We start from the raw sequence: 20,308 nt of genomic DNA, 5'->3' as shown, positions 1-20,308 counted from the left end.
ACGATAAGAACAAGGAATGGCAAACACCATGGAAACCCAAGCCAAGAAAGACATCAAGATCAAGCAGCCTCCGGTGCTGTTCAGCAAGACGCAGGCGGTCATCGGACAGCTCACGGCGTTGCTCGGCGGCCCGGTCATCAGCTACTGGAACAGCCCGCGCGGTTCGGTGTGCCACTCCGACGTGGTGGCCCTGTACGACATCCTGGGACAACTGGGCCAGCATGAGACGATCTACCTGTTCCTGAAGTCCGATGGCGGCAGCGGCCAGGTGTCGCTGCGCCTCGTGAACCTGCTGCGCCAGCACTGTCAGCGCCTGGTGGCGCTGGTTCCGCTGGAGTGTGCGTCGGCAGCAACGATGATCGCGCTGGGCGCGGACCGCATCCTGATGGGCCCGACGGCCTACCTCACGGCGGTGGACACCTCGCTCAACCATGCGCTGTCGCCGCTGGACCGGGACAACGACCGTGTCAGCGTGAGCCTCAACGAACTGCAGCGCGTGATTCGCCTGTGGCGTGAACAGCAGGGGGACACCATGGACAACGCCTACAAATCGTTGTTCCAGTACGTTCATCCGCTGGTGATCGGCGCAGTGGACCGCGCGGAGTCGCTGTCCATCATGCTGTGCCGCGAGCTGCTGAGTTACCACATCGACCGGGAAGAAACGGCAGAGCTGATCGCCACGACGCTCAACTCCAAGTACCCCTCCCACAGCTACCCCATCCTCATGGATGAGGCGGTGAAGATCGGACTCAAGGCAGAGCGCATGCCCGACGATGTCAATCGCTTGCTGCTGCAGCTCAACGGCTGCTACAGCGAGATGGGCCAGAAGGCGACGACGGACTTCAACGAGTTCCGCGCCCATGGCAACGAGATCGTCAACATCTGGGAAACCGTGGGTGCCCAGGTGTTCTACCAGCAGGACAAGGACTGGTTCTACCGCGCCGAAGAACGGCGGTGGATCACGATGAACGACAACAGCAGTTGGCGCCGCATCGACCGCCATGGCAACAAAATTCGCAAGACGGCCCTGCACGTGGCCTGAGCCCAAAGACAGAGAGAGTGAAGAAGGAAAGTAACATGCCAAAAGACAACTACATCCTCAAGCCCGTTGAAAACGGCGTCCCCATCAAGATGTGGACCCAGGGCGTGCCCGTGGAAGACGAGGCCCAGAAGCAACTGGAGAATGCGGCGCGCCTGCCCATCGTGTTCAAGCACGTGGCGGCCATGCCCGACGTGCACTACGGCATCGGTGCGACGGTGGGCTCGGTGATCCCGACCTTCAAGGCCATCATCCCGGCCGCCGTGGGCGTGGACATCGGCTGCGGCATGATGGCGTGCAAGACCACCCTGCATGCCAACGACCTGCCCGACAACCTGGGCCCGCTGCGCAGCGCGATCGAGAAAGCCGTGCCGCACGGCAGCAACCCTCGCCGCATGGGCCGCGACAAGGGCGCGTGGGAAACCCCGCCCGACGAGACCGACGTGGCCTGGGCCGCGCTCAAGGGCGAATTCGACGCGATCTGCGAGGACTACCCGCGCTTTCGCAACACCAACAACCACAAGCACCTGGGCACGCTGGGCACCGGCAACCACTTCATCGAGGTGTGCCTGGACGAGCAGGGTGGCGTGTGGTTCATGCTGCACTCGGGTTCGCGCGGCGTGGGCAATGCCATCGGCACGCACTTCATCGAGCTGGCCAAGAAGGACGCCGAGCTGCACCAACGCAACCTGCCCGACCAGGACCTGGCCTACTTCGAGGAAGGCGCCAAGTACTTCGGCGACTACGTGCGCGCAGTGGGCTGGGCGCAGAAGTTCGCGCGCGCCAACCGCGAGGTGATGATGCAGCGCGTGATCGCGGCCGCCCGCAAGGTGATCACCAAGCCGTTCGAGGCACATGTGGAGGCGGTGAACTGCCACCACAACTACGTGAGCCGCGAAACGCACTTCGGCGAGGACGTGCTCGTCACACGCAAGGGTGCTGTGAGCGCCAAGGCCGGCGAGCTGGGCATCATCCCGGGCAGCATGGGCGCCAAGAGCTTCATCGTGCGCGGCAAGGGCAACCCCGAGAGCTTCATGAGCTGCAGCCACGGTGCGGGCCGCAAGATGAGCCGCACCAAGGCCAAGAAGATGTACACCATCGCCGACCAGATCGCCGCCACCGAGGGCGTGGAATGCCGCAAGGACGCCGACGTGATCGACGAGATCCCGATGGCCTACAAGGACATCGACGCCGTGATGGCCGCGCAGCAGGACCTGGTGGAGGTGGTCTATACGCTCAAGCAGGTGGTCTGCGTGAAGGGATAGGCCCCTTTGCACCTCCTCGGCAACCATTGAACGGAGCCGGCGCTGGCCAGACCAGCGCCGGCATCAGCACATGCACAAAGAACAACAACTGGAAGAATTCCTGCAATCGGCCCACCCCATCGATCCCGCCATGCGCGAGAAGATCATGGAGAACCTTTGCTCCATCGAAGCACAGCACCGGGTCACCATCCTTTTCGCCTGCGAGTCGGGCAGCCGGGGCTGGGGCTTTGCCTCGCCCGACAGCGACTACGACGTGCGCTTCCTCTACGTGAACCGCCTGCCCTGGTACCTCACCGTGGCCCCGGGGCGCGACGTGATCGAGGTGCCGATCAGCGGCGACCTCGACATCAACGGCTGGGACCTGCGCAAGGCACTGGGCCTGATGCGCGAGTCCAACCCCACGCTGCTCGAATGGCTGCGCTCACCCGTGGTCTACCGCGAGGACGGGATCGCCATGGAGCGCTTTCGTGCGCTGGCCGAGACCGTGTTCTCCAACGCCAAGGGCTGGCACCACTACGCCTCCATGGCCAGGAAGAACTTCCGCGAGCACCTGCAGGCCGACGAGGTACGTTACAAGAAATACCTTTACGTGCTGCGCCCGCTGCTGGCTGCGCGCTGGATACGCGCGCGCCCTGGTGTGCCGCCCATGCGCTTTGCCGAACTGGCCCAGCACACGCTGGACCCGGTGGCCGACGCCGCGCTGGTCGCCGAGATCAACGCCCTGCTGGAGGTGAAGATGCGCGCTGGCGAAGCCGCCACCAGCCCGCGCTGGCCCGGCATCCACGCCTTCATCAAGGCCGAACTGGCGCGCAACGCCGCAGAGCCAGTGCAGCCTTTGCCCGTGCCGGGCCATGGCGCGCTCGACGCATTGCTGCACGACACCGTGCTGCGCTTCACCACACCTTCATCGAAGGAGGCGCCATGCTGACGCTCGACGGCTCCCAGGGCGAAGGCGGCGGCCAGATCCTGCGCACCGGCCTGGCGCTGTCCATGGTGACGGGGCGGCCGCTGCGCATCGAGCGCATCCGTGCCGGCCGTGCCAAGCCCGGGTTGATGCGCCAGCACCTGGCCTGCGTGCAGGCCGCGGTGCAGGTCAGCGGCGGGCAGGCCGACGGGGCGGAGCTGGGCTCGCAGTCGCTGCAGTTCACGCCCGGTGCGGTGCGCGCGGGGGACTACACCTTCCGTATCGCCGGGGCCGGCAGTTGCCTGCTGGTGCTGCAGACCGTGCTGCCCGCATTGATGCTGGCCGATGGTGCCAGCCGGGTGCAGTTGGCCGGCGGCACGCACAACCCCATGGCACCGCCGTTCGACTTTCTGCAGCGCGCCTATGCACCGCTGCTGGCGCGCCTGGGCGTGGGGCTGGAACTGGCATTGGAGCGCCGCGGTTTCTACCCGGCGGGCGGCGGACTGCTGCATGCGCAGATCAAGCCGGCCGCGCAGGCTCCGGCTCCGTTCGATTTGATGGAGCGCGGAGCGCCGGTGGCCGCCTGGGCCGAAGCCCTGGCGCCAGGACTGGCGCGCAGCGTGGCCGCACGCGAGCTGGAAGAACTGGGCCGGCGCCTGGGCTGGACGCATGAAGCCGACCAGTTGCGCGCGCCTGGCGTGCGCCAGCACGAAGGGCCCGGCAACGTGCTGCTGGCCACGCTGGACTACGCGCAGGTGACCGAGGTGTTCTGCCAGTTCGGCGAACGCGGAGTATCCGCCGAACTTGTGGCGCGCCGGCTGGCCGAGGAGGTACAGGCCTACGAGCGCAGCACGGCGGCCACTGGCCCCTACCTGGCCGACCAGTGGATGCTGCCCCTGGCCCTGGCCGTGTGGCGCACGGGCCGGGAAGCCCGCTACACGGCCAGCGAGCTCACGGACCATACGCGCACCAATGCTGCGGTGATCAGCGCCGGCCTGCCGGTGCAAGTGGCGACCGACACCGGGATGGACGGAAACGCCCTCGTCCATATTCGCCCGCAATAGCGAAGCGGGCTCTTGGCACAGCCCTGCCAGGATCGCCTCGGTAGTGGGACACAATGCCGATTGCTTGCATTGTCACCCACCCTTTTCTTGACCAGGAGACGCCATGAAAGTCGACAACATTCTGCAGACCATCGGCAACACGCCGCACGTGCGCATCAACCGCCTGTTCGGCAGCGCGGCCAATGTATGGGTCAAGGCCGAGCGCGGCAACCCCGGCGGCTCCATCAAGGACCGCATCGCCCTGTCGATGGTGGAAGACGCCGAGCGTTCGGGCGCGCTGCAGCCCGGCGGCACCATCATCGAGCCCACCTCGGGCAACACCGGCATCGGCCTGGCGCTGGTGGCGGCCGTCAAGGGCTACAAGCTTGTCCTCGTGATGCCCGACAGCATGAGCATCGAGCGCCGCCGCCTGATGCTGGCCTACGGCGCCACGTTCGACCTGACCCCGCGCGAGAAGGGCATGAAGGGCGCCATCGCCCGCGCCCAGGAACTGCTGGCCCAGACGCCCGGCGCCTGGATCCCCCAGCAGTTCGAGAACCCCGCCAACATCGACGTGCACGAGCGCACCACGGCGCAGGAGATCCTCAGGGACTTTCCCGACGGCCTCGACGTGCTCATCACCGGCGTGGGCACGGGCGGCCACATCACCGGCGTGGCGCGTGTGCTCAAGGCAAAGTTCCCGCAGCTCAAGGTGTTTGCGGTGGAGCCCTCTGCCTCGCCCGTGATCTCGGGCGGTGCGCCCGCGCCCCACCCCATTCAGGGCATTGGTGCGGGCTTCGTGCCAAAGAACCTCGACACCAGCCTGCTCGACGGCGTGATCCAGGTGGATGCCGAGCCCGCGCGCGAATATGCACGCCGCTGCGCCCGCGAAGAGGGCATGCTGGTGGGCATCTCCTCGGGCGCCACGCTGGCCGCCATCGCGCAGAAGCTGCCCGAGCTGCCTGCTGGCGCCCGCGTGCTGGGCTTCAACTACGACACCGGCGAGCGCTACCTCTCGGTCGAAGGCTTCCTGCCGGCGTGACCCGTATGGGCAGGCGCTGCACGCGTTGACGGCAAGCCGTCCTACAGAAGCCCTGGCCAGGGGCCGGAACAATCAAGGAACGACCCCCTGACGGCACCCGCCCGAGGGGGTGCGCACCACTGCGGTGCGGCACCCTTTTCAAATTGTTTCCATGGCGCACACACCCTCCTCCCAGCCCATTGCCTTCAAGGTGTTGACCGTGAATGTGCACAAGGGCTTCACCACCTTCAACCGGCGCTTCATGCTGCACGAGCTGCGCGATGCCGTGCGCCATGTGTCCGCAGACCTCGTGTTCCTGCAGGAGGTGCTGGGCACGCACCACCGCCACGCAGGCCGGGTGGAGAATTTTCCGCAGGAGCCCCACTACGAGTTCCTGGCCGACACCATCTGGACACAGTTCGCCTATGGCCGCAATGCGGTGTATGACAACGGCCACCATGGCAATGCACTGCTCTCCAAGTTTCCCATCACCCACTACGAGAACCATGACATCTCGGTAAGCGGGCCGGAGCGCCGCGGCATGCTGCACTGCATCCTGCAGCCGCCCAAGCACCACAGCCCGGTGCATGCCATCTGCGTGCACCTGGGCCTGCAGGAGGCGCACCGCCAGCGCCAGCTGCGCGCCGTGTGCGACCTGGTGAACACCTTTGACCCCGAGGAGCCTGTGGTGGTGGCCGGCGACTTCAACGACTGGCGCGGTCGCGCGCACGAAATCCTGCGCGAGCGTGCCGGCCTGCACGAGGTGTTCGTGCAGTCCACTGGGCGTGCGGTGCGCACCTTCCCCGCCTCCATGCCGCTGCTCGCGCTGGACCGCATCTACGTGCGCAATGCCGCCGTGCACGCGCCGCTGCACCTGCCCAAGAAGCCCTGGGACAAGCTTTCGGACCACGCTCCCCTGGCCGCGGAGATTTCGCTGTGAGCCGCGCCGCGCAATCCTCCCGCTGGGTGCCCGGCAACCACTTCGAGCTGCTGGAGAACGGCGAGGACTTCTTTCCCCGCGTGTTCGAGGCTATCGGCGAGGCGCGCCGCGAAGTGATGCTCGAAACCTTCATCCTGTTCGACGACAAGATCGGGCAGGAACTGCATGCCGTGCTGCTGGCTGCCGCGAAACGCGGCGTGCAGGTGCATGTGCTGGTCGATGGCTTTGGCTCGCCCGACCTGTCGGATCGCTTCGTGGGCGAGCTGGTCGAGGCGGGCGTGCACTTTCGCATCTTCGACCCGGGCCGGCGCCTGCTGGGCCAGCGGCTGAACATGCTGCGGCGCATGCACCGCAAGATCGTGGTGGTCGATGGTGAGCATGGCTTCATCGGCGGCATCAACTACTCGGCCGACCATGTGGCCGACTTCGGGCCCGAAGCCAAGCAGGACTCTGCCGTAGAGGTTCGTGGGCCCATCGTCGCGCAGATGCACCAGTTCACGCACGAAGCCGTGCTGAGCCCTGCCGAGCGCCGCCGCAGCCGCGCGAAGAATGCGCCTGCGCGCGGCCTGCCCTACGCGGGCACCGACCATGCCATCTTCGTCACGCGCGACAACCACGACCACACCAACGACATCGAACGGCACTACCGCATCGCCCTGCGCTCGGCGCGCAAGCGGGTGGTGATCGCCAACGCCTATTTCTTCCCCGGCTACCGCTTCATCCGCGAAATGCGGCGCGCGGCGCGCCGTGGGGTGGACGTGCGCCTGATCCTGCAGGGCCAGCCCGACATGCCCATCGTGAAGACGGCCGCCGGCCTGCTCTACGATCACCTGCTGCGCGCCGGTGTGCGCATCTACGAGTACTGTGACAGGCCACTGCACGGCAAGGTGGCATTGGTGGACGATGAATGGTCGACCGTGGGCTCAAGCAACCTCGACCCGCTGAGCCTGTCGCTCAACCTGGAGGCCAACGTCATCATCCGCGACCGCGCCTTCAACGCCACGCTGAATGAGCGCCTGGCGCACCTCATGGAGCATTCGTGCAAGCAGGTCGAACCCACGCCAAAGGGGCGGTGGGAAGGCCTGCGCCTGGTGCGCAGCTACTGCGTTTTCCATCTGATGCGTTGGTTCCCGGCCTGGGCCGGCTGGCTGCCGCGCCACGAGCCCACGATCTCGCTGGTCAAGGCCCAGGCGCAGGCCGAAGCCCTGGCCACGGACAATCCGCAGGCGGCATCGGCCACGTAAGATCGGCTCTCCATGAACGGCAGCGCGCCCGCCACACACCCTCTGCACGGAGCGACGCGGCGCGCCGGCCGCTGGCATGCCTTGCGCTCCAGCCGCTGGTGGCCCTGGGCGGTGACCCTCGCCACGGGCGCCGTGGTGCTGCTGATCGGCGCCCTGCTGCTGCGCCAGGCCCGCAATGTGGACTGGGGCGCCGTGTGGAGCGCATTGGTCGCCATGCCCCTGCCTGTGCTGCTGGGCGCTGCGGCCCTGGCGTTTGCGAGCCATGGCGTCTACAGCACCTTCGACCTGTTCGGCCGGGCCTACACAAGGCATGGCCTGCCGGTGGCGCGCACGGTGGGTACCACACTGGTCGCCTACCCCTTCACCCTGAACCTGGGCTCGCTCATCGGCGGGGTCACCGTGCGCTACCGCCTGTACTCGCGCCAGGGCGTCTCGGTGGGCGATATCGGGCAGGTGGTGGCCCTGAGCATCATCACCAACTGGCTGGGTTACTTCGTGCTGGCCGGCGCTGTCTTCTGGCTCTGGACACCGCAGCTGCCCGAGGGCTGGGACATGGCCAGCCACCAGTTGCCCTGGGTCGGCAGCGCCATGGCCGCGGTCACGCTGCTGTACCTGGCCGCCTGCGTGCTGCGGCACGGCCGGCCTGTCACGGTGCGCGGGCGCAGCTTTCCCGTTCCGCACTGGCGCACCGGGTTGCTGCAGGTGGTGCTGTCTGCGACCAACTGGATGGTGATGGCCGGCGCCATCTGGTTGCTCACACAGCAGCAGGCCCCTTACGTGGCGGCTCTGGCCACGGTGCTGCTTGGTGCGGTGGCGGGGCTGATCTCGCGCATCCCCGCCGGGCTGGGCGTGCTTGAAGCCGTGGGCACGGCCGTGCTGTCGGCGTACATGCCCGCGCCCCAGGCGCTGGCAGCCATCCTTGCCTACCGCACGCTGTATTTCTTTGCGCCCCTGGCCGTGGCGGCAATTGCCTTCGGCGCGGTCGAGCTGCGCTGGCGCAACAAGGGCCAGCAGCCCTGACGATCCGGGGCAGAAGGCACAATCGGTGCCTTCATGCCCTCTTCTTTCGACAATTCCCTGCTGCGCATCGCCGAGCAGCCGGGCCAGGCCCCACTCACGGCCGCGCAGCAATCCTTCAACGCACTGCTGGCCCAGATCGATGCGCAGCGCGCCATCCTGGCCGCATGGAACCAGGCCATCGACGCCTACCACCAGCGTTACGCCAAGGATGTAGCGCCCCTGCTCGACCGCTACTACGCTGCGCATGCCGATCTGGTGCATGCCTTGGTGGACGCATCCACCCGCAAGGGCCTGGGCCGCACGCTGCTGCGCAGCCTGCATGCGGTGATCGCCCGGCTTGCCCGCGATCTGGCCGACAACGTGCGCAACCCGGACACTCGTACGGCCATGCAGGCACTGCACGCCCAGTTCGCCGAAGCCTCTTCCACCGAGCCAAAGGAGGAAGCCGACCCAGCCAGCGTGCCAGCAGGCGACGACCTGGAATCCCCCGAGGACATCGTGCGCCGGGTCGAAGAAGAAATGCAGGCCCGCCAGGCCCGCGCCGAGCAGGAGCGCCAGCGCCACCGCGCCAGCCGGGCCCGAAAGCCCAATGCGCGCGAGCGCGAGCAGCAGGCCGCTGCCCAGGAAGCCAGCCAGTCCGTGCGCGCCGTGTACCGCAAGCTGGCCAGCGCCCTGCACCCCGCCCGAGAGCCCGACGAGGCCGAGCGCCAGCGCAAGACCGCATTGATGCAGCGCGTGAACCAGGCCTATGCCGCAGCCAGCCTGCTCGACCTGCTGCAACTGCAGCTGGAGGTAGAGCAAATCGACGCGGAACACCTGGTGGCCGTGGGAGACACCCACCTGCAGCGCTACAACCAGGTGCTCACCGATCAACTGGCCGAGCTGCAGCAGGAAGTGGCCACGCTGGAGGCCACCATGCGCGAGCAACTGGGCATCACCTCGCGGCGCAAGCTGCAGCCGGGCCAGCTCATGGCCCAACTGCGCAGCCAGATCCAGGCGCTGGAGCACGACATTCCGCTGCTGCGGCGCGAGTGCGAGGCCCTGGAGGACAACGACTACCTCAAGCAATGGCTCAAGGCGCAGCGCGACGACCTGCTGGACACGGACTGACCGCCCTGGCGAGCGTGAATGGAGCGCCTCCTTTAAAATAGCGGCCCCACGAATTGCCTTAGCCCGATCGACACGGGCCTGCAAGACCATGATCCGCCTTTCCGAACTCAAGCTGCCGCTGGCAGCCGTGCCGGCCGACGCCGCCGAGCACCCGCTGGATGCGCTGCGCGCCCAGGCTGTCCAGATCCTGGGCACCGCCCCCGCCGACATCGCCGCAGTGCACGTGCACAAGCGCAGCTTTGACGCGCGCAAGGCCGACCTGCTGGCGGTCTACATCATCGACCTCACGCTGGCCGACCCGTCGCGCGAAGCGGCCCTGCTGGCCCGGCATGCCGGCCGCCCGCACATCCAGCCCACGCCCGACATGGCCTGGCATCCGGTGGGCCAGGCGAGCGCCGACGTGCCACTGCGCCCGGTGGTGGTGGGTTTCGGGCCCTGCGGCATCTTCGCCGCGCTGGTGCGGGCGCAGATGGGCTTCAAGCCCATCGTGCTGGAGCGCGGCAAGACCGTGCGCGAGCGCACCAAGGACACCTGGGGCCTGTGGCGCAAGCGCGAGCTGCACGCCGAGAGCAATGTGCAGTTCGGCGAGGGCGGGGCCGGCACCTTCAGCGACGGCAAGCTCTACAGCCAGATCAAGGATCCGCGCCACCTGGGCCGCAAGGTCATGGGCGAGTTCGTCAAGGCCGGCGCGCCCGAGGAAATCCTCTACGTGGCGCACCCGCACATCGGCACCTTCAAGCTGGTGAAGGTGGTGGAAAACCTGCGCGAGCAGATCATCGCCCTGGGCGGCGAGATCCGTTTCGAGCAGCGGGTGACCGACGTGGTCATCGAAGACACGGGCGAGGGCCGCCACCTGCGCGGCCTCAAGGTGCTGAACCAGGCCACGGGCGAAACGACCGAGTTGCGCACCGACCATGTGGTGATGGCGCTGGGCCACAGCTCGCGCGACACCTTCGCCATGCTGTACGAGCGTGGCGTGGCCATGGAATCCAAGCCGTTTTCCATCGGCTTCCGGGTGGAGCATCCGCAGGGCGTGATCGACCGCGCGCGCTGGGGCCGCCATGCCGGCCACCCGCTGCTGGGCGCGGCCGACTACAAGCTGGGGCACCACGCGGCCAACGGGCGCGCGGTCTACAGGTTCTGCCTGTGCCCGGGCGGCACCGTGGTGGCGGCCACCAGCGAGCCCGGCCGCGTGGTCACCAATGGCATGAGCCAGTACTCGCGCGCCGAGCGCAACGCCAACGCCGGCATGGTGGTGGGGATCGACCCCACCGACTACCCGCGCGATGCCGAGGCCTTTGCGCAGCACCTGGGCGCGACCTACGGGGTCGAAACACAGCCTGCCGGGCAGTTTCACCCGCTCGCGGGCATCGTGCTGCAGCGCCAGCTCGAATCGAATGCCTATGTGCTGGGCGGCAGCGACTACAGCGCGCCGGGCCAGTTGGTGGGCGAGTTCGTGGCCGGCCGGCCTTCGACCCAGCTCGGTGATGTGATGCCCTCGTACAAGCCCGGCGTGGCGCTGGGTGACCTGCATGCGGCCCTGCCCGGCTATGCCGTCGAGGCACTGCGCGAGGCCTTTCCCGCTTTTGGCCGCAAGATCAAGGGCTTCGACATGCACGATGCGGTGCTGACGGGCGTGGAGACGCGCACCTCGTCGCCGCTCAAGATCGGCCGCGGCGAGAACCTGCAGAGCCTGAACACCGCCGGCCTGTACCCCGCCGGCGAGGGTGCCAGCTATGCCGGGGGCATCCTGTCTGCTGGCGTGGATGGCATCAAAGTGGGCGAAGCCGTGGCCCGCGCCATGCTGGGCACGGGATGACCGCCATGCGTTTCACCATGCCCACACGCACGCAGTTCGCCGTTGCCGCGTTGGCCATGGCCGGCGTGGTGCTGGCCTCCAACATCCTGGTGCAGTTCCCGATCAACGACTGGCTCACCTGGGGCGCCATCACCTACCCGGCGGCCTTCCTGGTCAGTGAGCTGGTGAACCGCCGCCACGGACCCATCCAGGCGCGGCGCGTAGCCTGGGTGGGGTTCGCCGTGGCCGTGGCCGCATCGCTGGTGCTGGCGCCTGCGCGCATCGCCGTTGCCTCGGGCACGGCCTTCCTGCTGTCGCAGTGGCTGGACATCGGCGTGTTCGACCGCCTGCGCCATGGCAGCTGGTGGCGAGCACCGCTGGTGGCCACGCTGCTCGCCGCCATGCTGGACACAGCGGTGTTCTGGAGCATCGCATTTGCGGGCACCAGCGACCCATGGATCACCTGGGCCCTGGGCGACCTGGCCGTGAAGCTGGCGCTGGGCGTGGCCTTGCTGCTGCCGTTTCGGCTGCTCATGGGCCAGCGCCTGGCGGGCGGCACAAGCGCCTGACCCGCCTTTTCTAGCCACTTATTTACTGCGCTACAGGAAGTCCACCGCCAGCGCGGCCAGGGTGCGGGCGCCCACGGGCAACTGGTCTTCGTCGATATCGAACAGCGGCGAGTGGTTGGACGGCGCCTTGTTGAAGTCCACGCCCTTCGGTGGCGCGCCCAGGAAGTAGAAGAAGCCCGGCGCCACCTTCTGGAACTCGGAGAAGTCCTCGGAGCCGCTGACCTTGGGGATGATCATGGCCTTGCCGCCCGATGCCAGCTTGAGTGCGGGCAGCGAAGCCTCTGTCAGCGCCGCAGGGTTGGCGGTGACCGGATAGGCCACGGGGCCGAAGCGCACCTTGGCCTTGGCACCGCTTGACGCCGCGATGGATTCGGCCGTGGTGGTGATGCGCTTGAGCGCGTCCTGGCGCATCTCTTCGTCGAAGGTGCGCAGCGTGCCCAGCAGTTCCACGTTGTCGGGAATGATGTTGTAGCGCGTGCCACCGTGGATGGAGCCGATGGTGATCACCGCGGGCTCCTTGCTGATGTTGAGCTGGCGGCTCACCACCGACTGCAGGCCCAGCACCACCTGGCTGGCCGCGACCACCGGATCCACCGCGTTCCAGGGCGACGAGCCGTGGCCCCCGCGCCCTTCGACCTGGATGCTGATGTTGTCCGAGCCGGCCATTAGCGGGCCGCTGCGGTAGCCCACCACGCCGGACGGCAGGTTGGCTGTGACGTGCAGGCCGTAGATGGCCTGCACGTCCTTGAGTGCGCCCTGCTCCACCATGGCCTTGGCACCGAAGCTGGGCACCTTGCCATTGGCGTCTGGCTCCACCGGCGCGCCTTCCTCGGCGGGCTGGAAGATGAACTTGATGGTGCCCGGCAACTGGGCCCGCATGCCGGCCAGTGCCTCGGCCGCGCCCATGAGCATGGCCACGTGGGCATCGTGCCCGCAGGCGTGCATCACCGGCACTTCCTTGCCCAGGTAGTTGGCCTTGACCTTGGAGGCGAAGGGCAGGTTGGTGTTCTCGGGAACGGGCAGCGCATCCATGTCTGCGCGCAAGGCGACCACCTTGCCCGGCAGGCCACCGCGCAGCGTGCCCACCACGCCGGTGCCGCCGACCCCGGTCTGCACCTCCATGCCCAGGCGCGTGAGGTGCTCGGCCACGAGCTTGGCGGTGCGCACTTCCTGGCCCGAGAGTTCGGGGTGCGCGTGGATATCGCGGCGCCAGCTGACCATCTTGCCGGCCACGCTGTTCACGGCGGTGTCGATGGCCTGCAGGCCGGCGGCATCGAGTGCCTGGGCATGGGCAGTGGAAACCAGGGTCAGGCTGCCGGTCACGAGGCTGGCGGCGAAGGCGACGGCTGAGATTTTTTTGTACATGGAGGGCTTGGTTCAGGGGTGAATGAAAACGAACGCCCGTTCATGCTAAGAGCAGCAAGTTGTTTCATGACAAGCGAAAATCGCCATCCACAGAGCCGATACCGCCATGCTTGCTCCCATCTTTTCTGTCGACATTTGCCTGGTGCCCGAGTCCGCCCTGGGCAACGCGCTGCAGTTCATCGACCTGCTGCGCAGCGCCAACCTGTTGGCCCGCCTGCGTCTGGGCCACCACGCGCCGCGCCTTGCCTGGCGGCTGCGCGATGCCGGGGGCCGGCCCCTGCCCGCCCTGCCTGGGCCCTGGGAGGTCTATGGCGACACGGCTGTGGACGGCCCGGCGCAGGCGACCTTCATCCCTTCGTTCCACGCAGCCGACATTCCGGCCATACGCCAGGTGGTCGCGCGTCACCCGGGGCTGGTGCGCCAGATTGGCGTGGCGGTCGACGCCGGGCAGACCGTGCTGACCGTGGGCAGCGGCGCCTGGCTGGCGGCTGCCAGCGGTCGCCTGCAGGGCCGCACGGCCAGCCTGCCCTGGTTTTATATGGCGGGCTTTGCCCGGGACTTCCCCGGCATTGGGTTGGCACCCGACCAGGACTGGACGGACGATGGCCCCTGGATGAGCTGCGCGTTACCCCACGGCCTGTCCCAATTGGCCATTGCCCTGGTGCACCGCGCCTTGGGCAAGGAGCTGGGCGACGCCTGCCACACCGTGCTGGTGCCCGACCACGCCCGCGCCCGGGCGGCCGTGCAGGCCAATGCCCAACAGCACATTCCTGCCACGCGCGACAGCACGCTGGCGCGCGCCATCGCCTGGATGGAGGAGCACCTGGACCAGCCCTATTCGCTGGAACATCTGGCCCAGGTGGCTGCGGTGAGCACGCGCACCCTGTTGCGGCATTTCCGGGCCGAGCTGGCACAGTCGCCGCTCGACTACCTGCATGCCCTGCGCTGCGCGCGCGCCAAGGTGATGCTCGAGGTGACGCTGGAGAGCGTACCCAGTATCGCCGTGGCCTGCGGCTACGCAGACCCCGCCGCGTTTCGTCGCATCTTCGTGCGCCACATGGGCATGCCGCCGGCCGAGTACCGCAAGCGCCATGCACTGCGCGCACCGCGTCGGCGCTGGCGTGTGGACATGGCAGGTGCCTGACTGCCTCAGCGCAATGCGATGCTGCTGGCTGGCAGGCGGAAGGCTTCCACCAGCTCCGCCAGTTGCTGTGCCTGCATGCGCAGGCCCTGGGCCGCGGCGGATGACTCCTCCACCAGGGCCGCGTTCTGCTGCGTCATCTGGTCGAGCTGGGAAACGGCCTCGCCCACCTGGCTCAGGCCCGTGGTCTGCTCGCGCGCGGCCGTGCTGATCTCGCCAATGATGGTGGCCACCTGCTTCACCGCATCGACGATCTCGCCCATGGTGCCGCCTGCCGCGTGCACGAGCTGCGAGCCTTCGTCCACCTGGCGCACGCTGTCGCTGATCAGGCCACCGATCTCCTTGGCGGCCGTGGCCGAGCGCTGCGCCAGGCTGCGCACCTCGCTGGCCACCACGGCAAAGCCGCGGCCCTGTTCGCCAGCGCGCGCCGCTTCCACGGCGGCATTGAGCGCCAGGATGTTGGTCTGGAAGGCAATGCCGTCGATCACGCTGGTGATGTCGGCAATGCGGCGCGAGGACTGGGCGATGCCCTCCATGGTGCCCACCACACGGTCCACCGCCTCCCGGCCGCGTTGGGCCACACCGCTGGCCCCGGTGGCCAGGCTGCTGGCCTGGGCGGCCGCATCGGCGCTGTGGCGCACGGTGGCCAGCAACTCTTCCATGCTGGCGGCGATCTCTTCGAGGTTGGAGGCCGTCTGCTCGGTGCGCGCCGACAGGTCGCTGTTGCCCGCCGCGATCTCGCCGCTGGCATCGGCCACCGAGCTGCTGGCCCCGCGCATGCCCACGACCAGCGACGCCAGGCGCGCCTGCATGCCACCGAGGCGGGCCATCAGGGCTTGCAGCTCATCGCGGTTGCCGGCATCCGCGACAGCGATGTGCGAGGTCAGGTCGCCCTCGGCGATGCGGTCGGTCACACCCGACGCGAGGGCCAGCGGCCGCAGGATGGAGCGCGACAGCAGCCAGGCACACACCAGGCTCAGCAGCAGCCCCACCGCCGAGCCCGCGGCCAGCAGCAGCTTGCCCTGCCGCTCGCTGCGCAGGGCCGCCTCGCGCGCATCGGCCACGCGCTGGCGCTGGTATTCGGCCAATTCGTCCACCGCCTTGGCGTAGGCGTCGGCGGCAGGGCGCAGGCTGCCGGCAATGGCATCCGCGGGCAGGGCCTCGCCCGCCTTGCGGCGCTTGACCAGGTCGTCGCGCACGCCGCGGAACTGGTTGCCCGCCTTGTCGATGGCATCGAAGAGGCGCTGGGATGCAGGATCTTCGGCCAGTTCGTCCAGGCGCTTGCGCACCTCGGCCGAGCGGGCCGAGGTGAGTTTGCGGTCGGCGTCGATGCGCGCGGCGTAGGCGGGGTTGTCGCCCAGTTCCAGCAAAGTCTCGGCGCGCACCGAGCTGAGCACCACGATGGCATGCAGCTCGCGCGCCAGCAAGGCGCGCTCGGAGGAATTGCCGCCCAGGTCATCGGCAATGTCCTGCAGCTCCGCCAGCCGCCAGATGCCTACGGCGGCCGACAGGGACATCACAAGGCAGACGACGCCAAAGGCTAGGGCCAGGCGGAACGCGACACGTGTCTGGGAGAGGAACATGGTGGGAGTCTGTTCGTTCAGTCAAAGATGTTCCCGGCAGCGCACAGCCAACGACCCGGGTTTTCCCTTATATCGTCAATCCATGGCACCGACTTGAGCCCCATCTGCTCCCGACCATCCCCGTGGCTGGGGAAAAGTCCCGGATTCATCCAGCCGCCTGCTCCCTCATCACCGCCGCACCCGCCGCGGCACGCAGGTCCCTGGACAGTTCAGGGCTGCGGACTGCCCGCGCCAGCACCAGGGACCCGACCAGCTGCGACAAGGTGGACAGGGCCAGCTCCCTGCGTTTATCCGGCCCTGCGGCCTGCATCAGCGGCTCCAGCACCCGCAAGAAATTCTCGACCCCCACCTCGAAGGGGCCCTGCAGCGAAGGACCGGCACGGGCCACATCGCCGGCCAGCGCGGCCATCGCACAGCCATTGGCTAGGCGCTGGCAGTGCAGGTCAGAAAGATAGAAACCCACCAGCGCCTGCAGCGCCGCGGCTGGCGGCTTGGCAGACAGCTCTTCCCAGTAATGGTTGTTGGCCGCAAGTGCGCGCTCACATGCCAGGCTGGCCAGTTCGTCCTTGGACTCGAAATGCCCGTAAAAACCGCCGCGCGTCAGCCCTGCGGCCTGCATCAGCTCGTTCAGGCCGATGCCATCGAAACCTGTTTCGCGGAACAGCTCTCCTGCCACATCCACGATGCGTTCGCGGTTGGCTTCGGCCTGCGCCCTTGTCACTTTCATGGTTGCCTCCTGGTGCTTGACTTATTTTACATGTTGATCGACATTTATATTTATTCATGTCGATTGACATTTAACTAACGGGACTTGCCCATGAAAGCCTTGATCTCCGCTTACGCCCGCACCCCTTTCCACTTCGCTCGCAAGGGCGCGCTGGCCCAGGTGCGGCCCGATACCCTGGCCGCCGCACTCATCAAGGACCTGGTGCAACGCACCGGCATCGACCCGGCCACGCTGGACGACGTGATCGCCGGCTGCGCCTACCCCGAGGGCGCGCAGGGCAACAACATCGCACGCATCGCATCGCTGCTGGCCGGGCTGCCGCACGAAGTCAGCGGGATGACAGTGAACCGCTTTTGCGGGTCGTCCATGTCGGCAGTGCACATCGCCGCCGCCCAGATCGAGGCCGGGCTGGGCGATGCCTACCTGTGCCTGGGCGTGGAGTCCATGACCATGGTTCCGCAGGGCGGCCTTACCTTCTCGCCCCACACTGCGCTGTACGAAGAGACCGATGCCTATATCTCCATGGGCGACACGGCCGAGAACGTGGCCGCGCGCTACGGCGTCTCGCGCGCCGACCAGGAGCAACTGGCTTTTGAATCGCACCGCAAGGCGGCAGCCGCGCGCGAGTCCGGCCTGCTGCGCGGCGAGATCGTGCCCATCACCCTGGCGGATGGCCAAGTGGTGGCCGAAGACGGCTGCATCCGCCCCGCTACCTCGCCCGAAGCGCTGGCCGGCCTCAAGCCCGCCTTCCGCGATACAGGCACGGTCACGGCCGGAACCTCGTCGCCGCTGACCGACGGCGCCGCCGCCGTGCTCGTGACCAGCGAGGCCTATGCCGCACGCCACGGCCTCGCGCCACTGGCCCGCATCGTTGCGATGGCCACCGCGGGCGTGGACCCGGCCTTCATGGGCCTGGGGCCCATTCCCGCGTCGCGCAAGGCGCTGGCACGTGCCGGCATCACTGCAGCCGACCTGGACCTGGTGGAAATCAACGAAGCCTTTGCCTCCCAGGCGCTGGCCTGCATTCGCGAGCTCGGCCTCAGGCCCGAAACCATCAACCTCGACGGCGGCGGCATGGCCATCGGCCACCCGCTGGGCGCCACCGGCGCGCGCATCACCGGCAAGGCCGCCGCCCTGCTGCAGCGCCAGGGCGGGCGCTACGCGCTGGCCACGCAGTGCATCGTCGGCGGCCAGGGCATCGCCACGTTATTGCAAGCCCTGTGACCACCAATCTCTCTCACCTGCCTTTTCCCTCAAGGACTGCTTTCATGAAACTCCAGAACTCCGTCGTCTTCATCACCGGCGCCAACCGCGGCCTGGGTCTGGCCTTTGCGCAGGCCGCACTCGCCGCGGGTGCCCGCAAGGTCTATGCTGCAGCGCGTGACCCGTCCACCGTCACCCTGCCGGGCGTGACGCCTGTGCAACTGGACGTGACCGATCCCGCCCAGATCGCCGCGGCCGTGGCGGCCTGCCCCGACGTGACCCTGCTGGTGAACAACAGCGGCATCTCGCGCGGGTCGAGCTTCCTGGGCTCGCCCGATGCGATGGCAGCCGCACGTGCCGAGTTCGAGACCAACTTCTTCGGCCCCTGGGCGGTAGCGCAGGCTTTCGCTCCGGTGCTCCAGGCCAACGGCGGCGGCGCCGTGCTCAATGTGCTGTCGGTGCTCAGCTGGCTCACCATCCCGGGCGTGGCCACCTACAGCGCCTCCAAGGCCGCCGCCTGGTCGCTGAGCAACGGCCTGCGCAATGAACTGCGCGCCCAGGGCACCCAGGTGACCAGCCTGCACGTGGCCTACATGGACACCGACATGGCGCGCGGCCTGGATGCCCCCAAGGCCGCCCCACTCGACGTGGCGCGCCTGGCACTGCAGGGCGTGGAAGCGGGCCTGGCCGAAGTGCTGGCGGACGACACCACGCGCCATGTGAAACAGTCGCTGTCCAGCGCTGCACCCGCCTACGCTGGCTGATCCCCAACAAAAAACGCCGCCGGGTTCGCACCCGGCGGCGTTTTCCTTTCTGCCCCAGCAGGCTGCATCAACCTTGGCGGTTTTGCAGCGCGGCGATGCGCTCCTCGATGGGCGGGTGGGTGCTGAACAGCTTGCCGATGCCACCGGCAATGCCCATGGCGGCCACGCTCTTGGGCAGTTCGCCCGGGTGCATGCCGCCCAGGCGGGCCAGGGCGTTGATCATGGGCTGGCGGCGGCCCATCAGCTGGGCGGCACCCGCGTCGGCGCGGAACTCGCGCTGGCGGCTGAACCAGGCCACGATCATGGCGGCCACGAAGCCCAGCACGATGTCGAGCACGATGGTGGTCACGTAGTAGCCGATGCCGGGGCCCGAGCTGTTCTCGTCGTTCTTGCGCAGGAAGCTGTCCACCGCATAGCCGACGACGCGCGAGAGGAACACCACGAAGGTGTTCATCACGCCCTGGATCAGCGTCATGGTCACCATGTCGCCGTTGGCGATGTGGGCCACCTCGTGGCCGATCACGGCCTCGACCTCTTCGCGCGTCATGCCCTGCAGGAGGCCGGTGGACACGGCCACCAGCGCCGAGTTCTTGAACGCGCCCGTGGCGAAGGCATTCGGGTCGCCCTCGAAGATGCCGACTTCGGGCATGCCGATCTTCGCCTGGTCGGCGAACTTGCGCACGGTCTCGACGATCCAGCGCTCGTCGGGCGAGCCCGAGCCGTCGATCACGCGCACGCCCGAGGTCCACTTGGCCATGGGCTTGCTGATGAGCAGCGAGATGATGGCGCCGCCAAAGCCCATGATGAGCGCGAAGCCGAGCAGCGCGCCCAAGTTGAGCCCGTTGGCCGTGAGGTAGCGGTTCACGCCCAGCAGGCTGGCAACCACCCCCAGCACGAGGACGACGGCCAGGTTGGTCAGTACAAACAAAATAATCCGCTTCATGTTCTGTGCTCTCCGTGGGTAGACAAGGAACTGCGGACTAGATGGGGGGTATCCGGGCGCGATTCAAGCGCCTGTCTCCCTGGGACCGCACGCCGCAGTTTCCCGTCGCGGTATGGTAGGGCGAATCGCCTGAAACGCCCTTATCACACAGTCGCTGACGGGAATTACTGCGCCTTGTCCGACACAGGGCGGTGGGGACGAAACACCTGCGGATCGGCATAGAACTGCGGAACCTCATTGGCAGGCCACCAGCCAGGAGTGCCCAGCACAGGCAGCGGTGTGAAGGGCTTGGCGGCCCAGTGCCCGGGCTCGATCTGCTGGGCCAGCCAAGCGTCGGCATCCGCTACGGAATCCATAGCACACTGAATCCGGTACACATGCGCCACGATGGGCTTGCGCGGCGCCACCAGCTTTTCCAACAGCGCATGGCCGAACAGCAGCAGCCGGGCCTCGCGCCACAGCAGGCGCAGGTCCACGAACAGCCGCGTCCATTCGCGCGCTAGCAGCGCCTGCCAGATAGGTTCGGGGGCGTCGAGCAGAGCGCCGTTTTCGTCGAACACGGTGATCGCATCGCGCAGCGGTCCGCGCACCGCGCCAATCCCGTGCGCGGCGATGGCGCCGGCCTGCAG

19 protein-coding genes are annotated in these 20,308 nt (G+C 67.7%); 14 read left to right on the top strand and 5 right to left on the bottom strand.

Annotation, left to right across the window (positions count from 1 at the left end; translation table 11 throughout):
- Positions 1–28 precede the first annotated feature (28 nt).
- From ACK59X_RS31620 to ACK59X_RS31570, 11 genes are all read left to right on the top strand, one after another.
- On the top strand, positions 29–1,042 hold the full coding sequence (locus ACK59X_RS31620; RefSeq protein ID WP_409962938.1) for an SDH family Clp fold serine proteinase: 1,014 nt from the start codon (positions 29–31) through the stop codon (positions 1,040–1,042).
- 35 nt (positions 1,043–1,077) lie between these two features.
- Positions 1,078–2,304, top strand: coding sequence for an RtcB family protein (locus ACK59X_RS31615; RefSeq protein ID WP_409962936.1), 1,227 nt, complete (start codon positions 1,078–1,080; stop codon positions 2,302–2,304).
- Between the two features lie 70 nt (positions 2,305–2,374).
- Positions 2,375–3,232 (top strand): nucleotidyltransferase domain-containing protein, encoded by an 858-nt coding sequence (locus ACK59X_RS31610; RefSeq protein ID WP_409962934.1) that lies wholly within the window; start codon positions 2,375–2,377, stop codon positions 3,230–3,232.
- Positions 3,226–4,272: an RNA 3'-terminal phosphate cyclase gene (gene rtcA / locus ACK59X_RS31605; protein WP_409962932.1), complete on the top strand. Its 1,047-nt coding sequence runs from the start codon at positions 3,226–3,228 to the stop codon at positions 4,270–4,272. Before ACK59X_RS31610 ends, rtcA begins: the two co-directional genes overlap by 7 nt.
- 103 nt (positions 4,273–4,375) lie before the next feature.
- Positions 4,376–5,293, top strand: a complete 918-nt coding sequence (gene cysK / locus ACK59X_RS31600) for a cysteine synthase A (RefSeq protein WP_409962930.1) — start codon at positions 4,376–4,378, stop codon at positions 5,291–5,293.
- A gap of 151 nt (positions 5,294–5,444) precedes the next feature.
- On the top strand, positions 5,445–6,212 hold the full coding sequence (locus tag ACK59X_RS31595; protein WP_409962929.1) for an endonuclease/exonuclease/phosphatase family protein: 768 nt from the start codon (positions 5,445–5,447) through the stop codon (positions 6,210–6,212).
- Positions 6,209–7,456, top strand: coding sequence for a cardiolipin synthase ClsB (gene clsB / locus ACK59X_RS31590; RefSeq protein WP_409962927.1), 1,248 nt, complete (start codon positions 6,209–6,211; stop codon positions 7,454–7,456). The genes ACK59X_RS31595 and clsB overlap by 4 nt, the downstream gene beginning before the upstream one ends.
- A gap of 12 nt (positions 7,457–7,468) precedes the next feature.
- Positions 7,469–8,476, top strand: a complete 1,008-nt coding sequence (locus ACK59X_RS31585; RefSeq protein ID WP_409962925.1) for a YbhN family protein — start codon at positions 7,469–7,471, stop codon at positions 8,474–8,476.
- A 33-nt stretch (positions 8,477–8,509) separates the two neighbouring features.
- Positions 8,510–9,586 (top strand): molecular chaperone DnaJ, encoded by a 1,077-nt coding sequence (locus ACK59X_RS31580; protein WP_409962923.1) that lies wholly within the window; start codon positions 8,510–8,512, stop codon positions 9,584–9,586.
- An 88-nt stretch (positions 9,587–9,674) separates the two neighbouring features.
- Complete coding sequence (locus tag ACK59X_RS31575) at positions 9,675–11,405, top strand: NAD(P)/FAD-dependent oxidoreductase (protein ID WP_409962921.1); 1,731 nt, start codon at positions 9,675–9,677, stop codon at positions 11,403–11,405.
- A 5-nt stretch (positions 11,406–11,410) separates the two neighbouring features.
- A complete protein-coding gene (locus ACK59X_RS31570; protein ID WP_409962956.1) occupies positions 11,411–11,953 on the top strand; it encodes a VUT family protein in 543 nt (180 codons plus the stop codon).
- Positions 11,954–11,983: 30 nt separating this feature from the next.
- On the opposite strand, the gene ACK59X_RS31565 is transcribed toward ACK59X_RS31570, so the two are convergent.
- Positions 11,984–13,318 (bottom strand): amidohydrolase, encoded by a 1,335-nt coding sequence (locus tag ACK59X_RS31565; protein ID WP_409962919.1) that lies wholly within the window; start codon positions 13,316–13,318, stop codon positions 11,984–11,986.
- Positions 13,319–13,424: 106 nt separating this feature from the next.
- Between ACK59X_RS31565 and ACK59X_RS31560 the strand changes: the two genes are divergently transcribed.
- On the top strand, positions 13,425–14,462 hold the full coding sequence (locus tag ACK59X_RS31560) for a GlxA family transcriptional regulator (RefSeq protein WP_409962917.1): 1,038 nt from the start codon (positions 13,425–13,427) through the stop codon (positions 14,460–14,462).
- A gap of 5 nt (positions 14,463–14,467) precedes the next feature.
- On the opposite strand, the gene ACK59X_RS31555 is transcribed toward ACK59X_RS31560, so the two are convergent.
- Both ACK59X_RS31555 and ACK59X_RS31550 read right to left on the bottom strand, forming a co-directional pair.
- Positions 14,468–16,042 (bottom strand): methyl-accepting chemotaxis protein, encoded by a 1,575-nt coding sequence (locus ACK59X_RS31555; RefSeq protein WP_409962915.1) that lies wholly within the window; start codon positions 16,040–16,042, stop codon positions 14,468–14,470.
- A gap of 145 nt (positions 16,043–16,187) precedes the next feature.
- Positions 16,188–16,769: a TetR/AcrR family transcriptional regulator gene (locus ACK59X_RS31550; RefSeq protein ID WP_409962913.1), complete on the bottom strand. Its 582-nt coding sequence runs from the start codon at positions 16,767–16,769 to the stop codon at positions 16,188–16,190.
- A 90-nt stretch (positions 16,770–16,859) separates the two neighbouring features.
- On the opposite strand from ACK59X_RS31550, the gene ACK59X_RS31545 reads away from it, so the two are divergent.
- Together ACK59X_RS31545 and ACK59X_RS31540 are read left to right on the top strand one after the other, a co-directional pair.
- Positions 16,860–17,993 (top strand): thiolase family protein, encoded by a 1,134-nt coding sequence (locus tag ACK59X_RS31545; protein ID WP_409962911.1) that lies wholly within the window; start codon positions 16,860–16,862, stop codon positions 17,991–17,993.
- A 44-nt stretch (positions 17,994–18,037) separates the two neighbouring features.
- Positions 18,038–18,736: an SDR family oxidoreductase gene (locus tag ACK59X_RS31540; protein WP_409962909.1), complete on the top strand. Its 699-nt coding sequence runs from the start codon at positions 18,038–18,040 to the stop codon at positions 18,734–18,736.
- A gap of 67 nt (positions 18,737–18,803) precedes the next feature.
- Here ACK59X_RS31540 and htpX read toward each other — a convergent pair whose 3' ends face one another.
- The gene (gene htpX / locus ACK59X_RS31535) at positions 18,804–19,679 is read right to left on the bottom strand and encodes a protease HtpX (RefSeq protein WP_409962907.1); all 876 of its coding nucleotides are present in this window, start codon (positions 19,677–19,679) and stop codon (positions 18,804–18,806) included.
- A 164-nt stretch (positions 19,680–19,843) separates the two neighbouring features.
- Positions 19,844–20,308: DUF3025 domain-containing protein (locus tag ACK59X_RS31530; protein WP_409962905.1), on the bottom strand; the 465-nt coding region annotated here is incomplete at its 5' end.

This window comes from Acidovorax sp. (assembly GCF_046339755.1).
In the GTDB taxonomy this organism is placed as follows: domain Bacteria; phylum Pseudomonadota; class Gammaproteobacteria; order Burkholderiales; family Burkholderiaceae_C; genus Acidovorax.
This window is presented reverse-complemented; position numbering and strand designations above follow the sequence as displayed.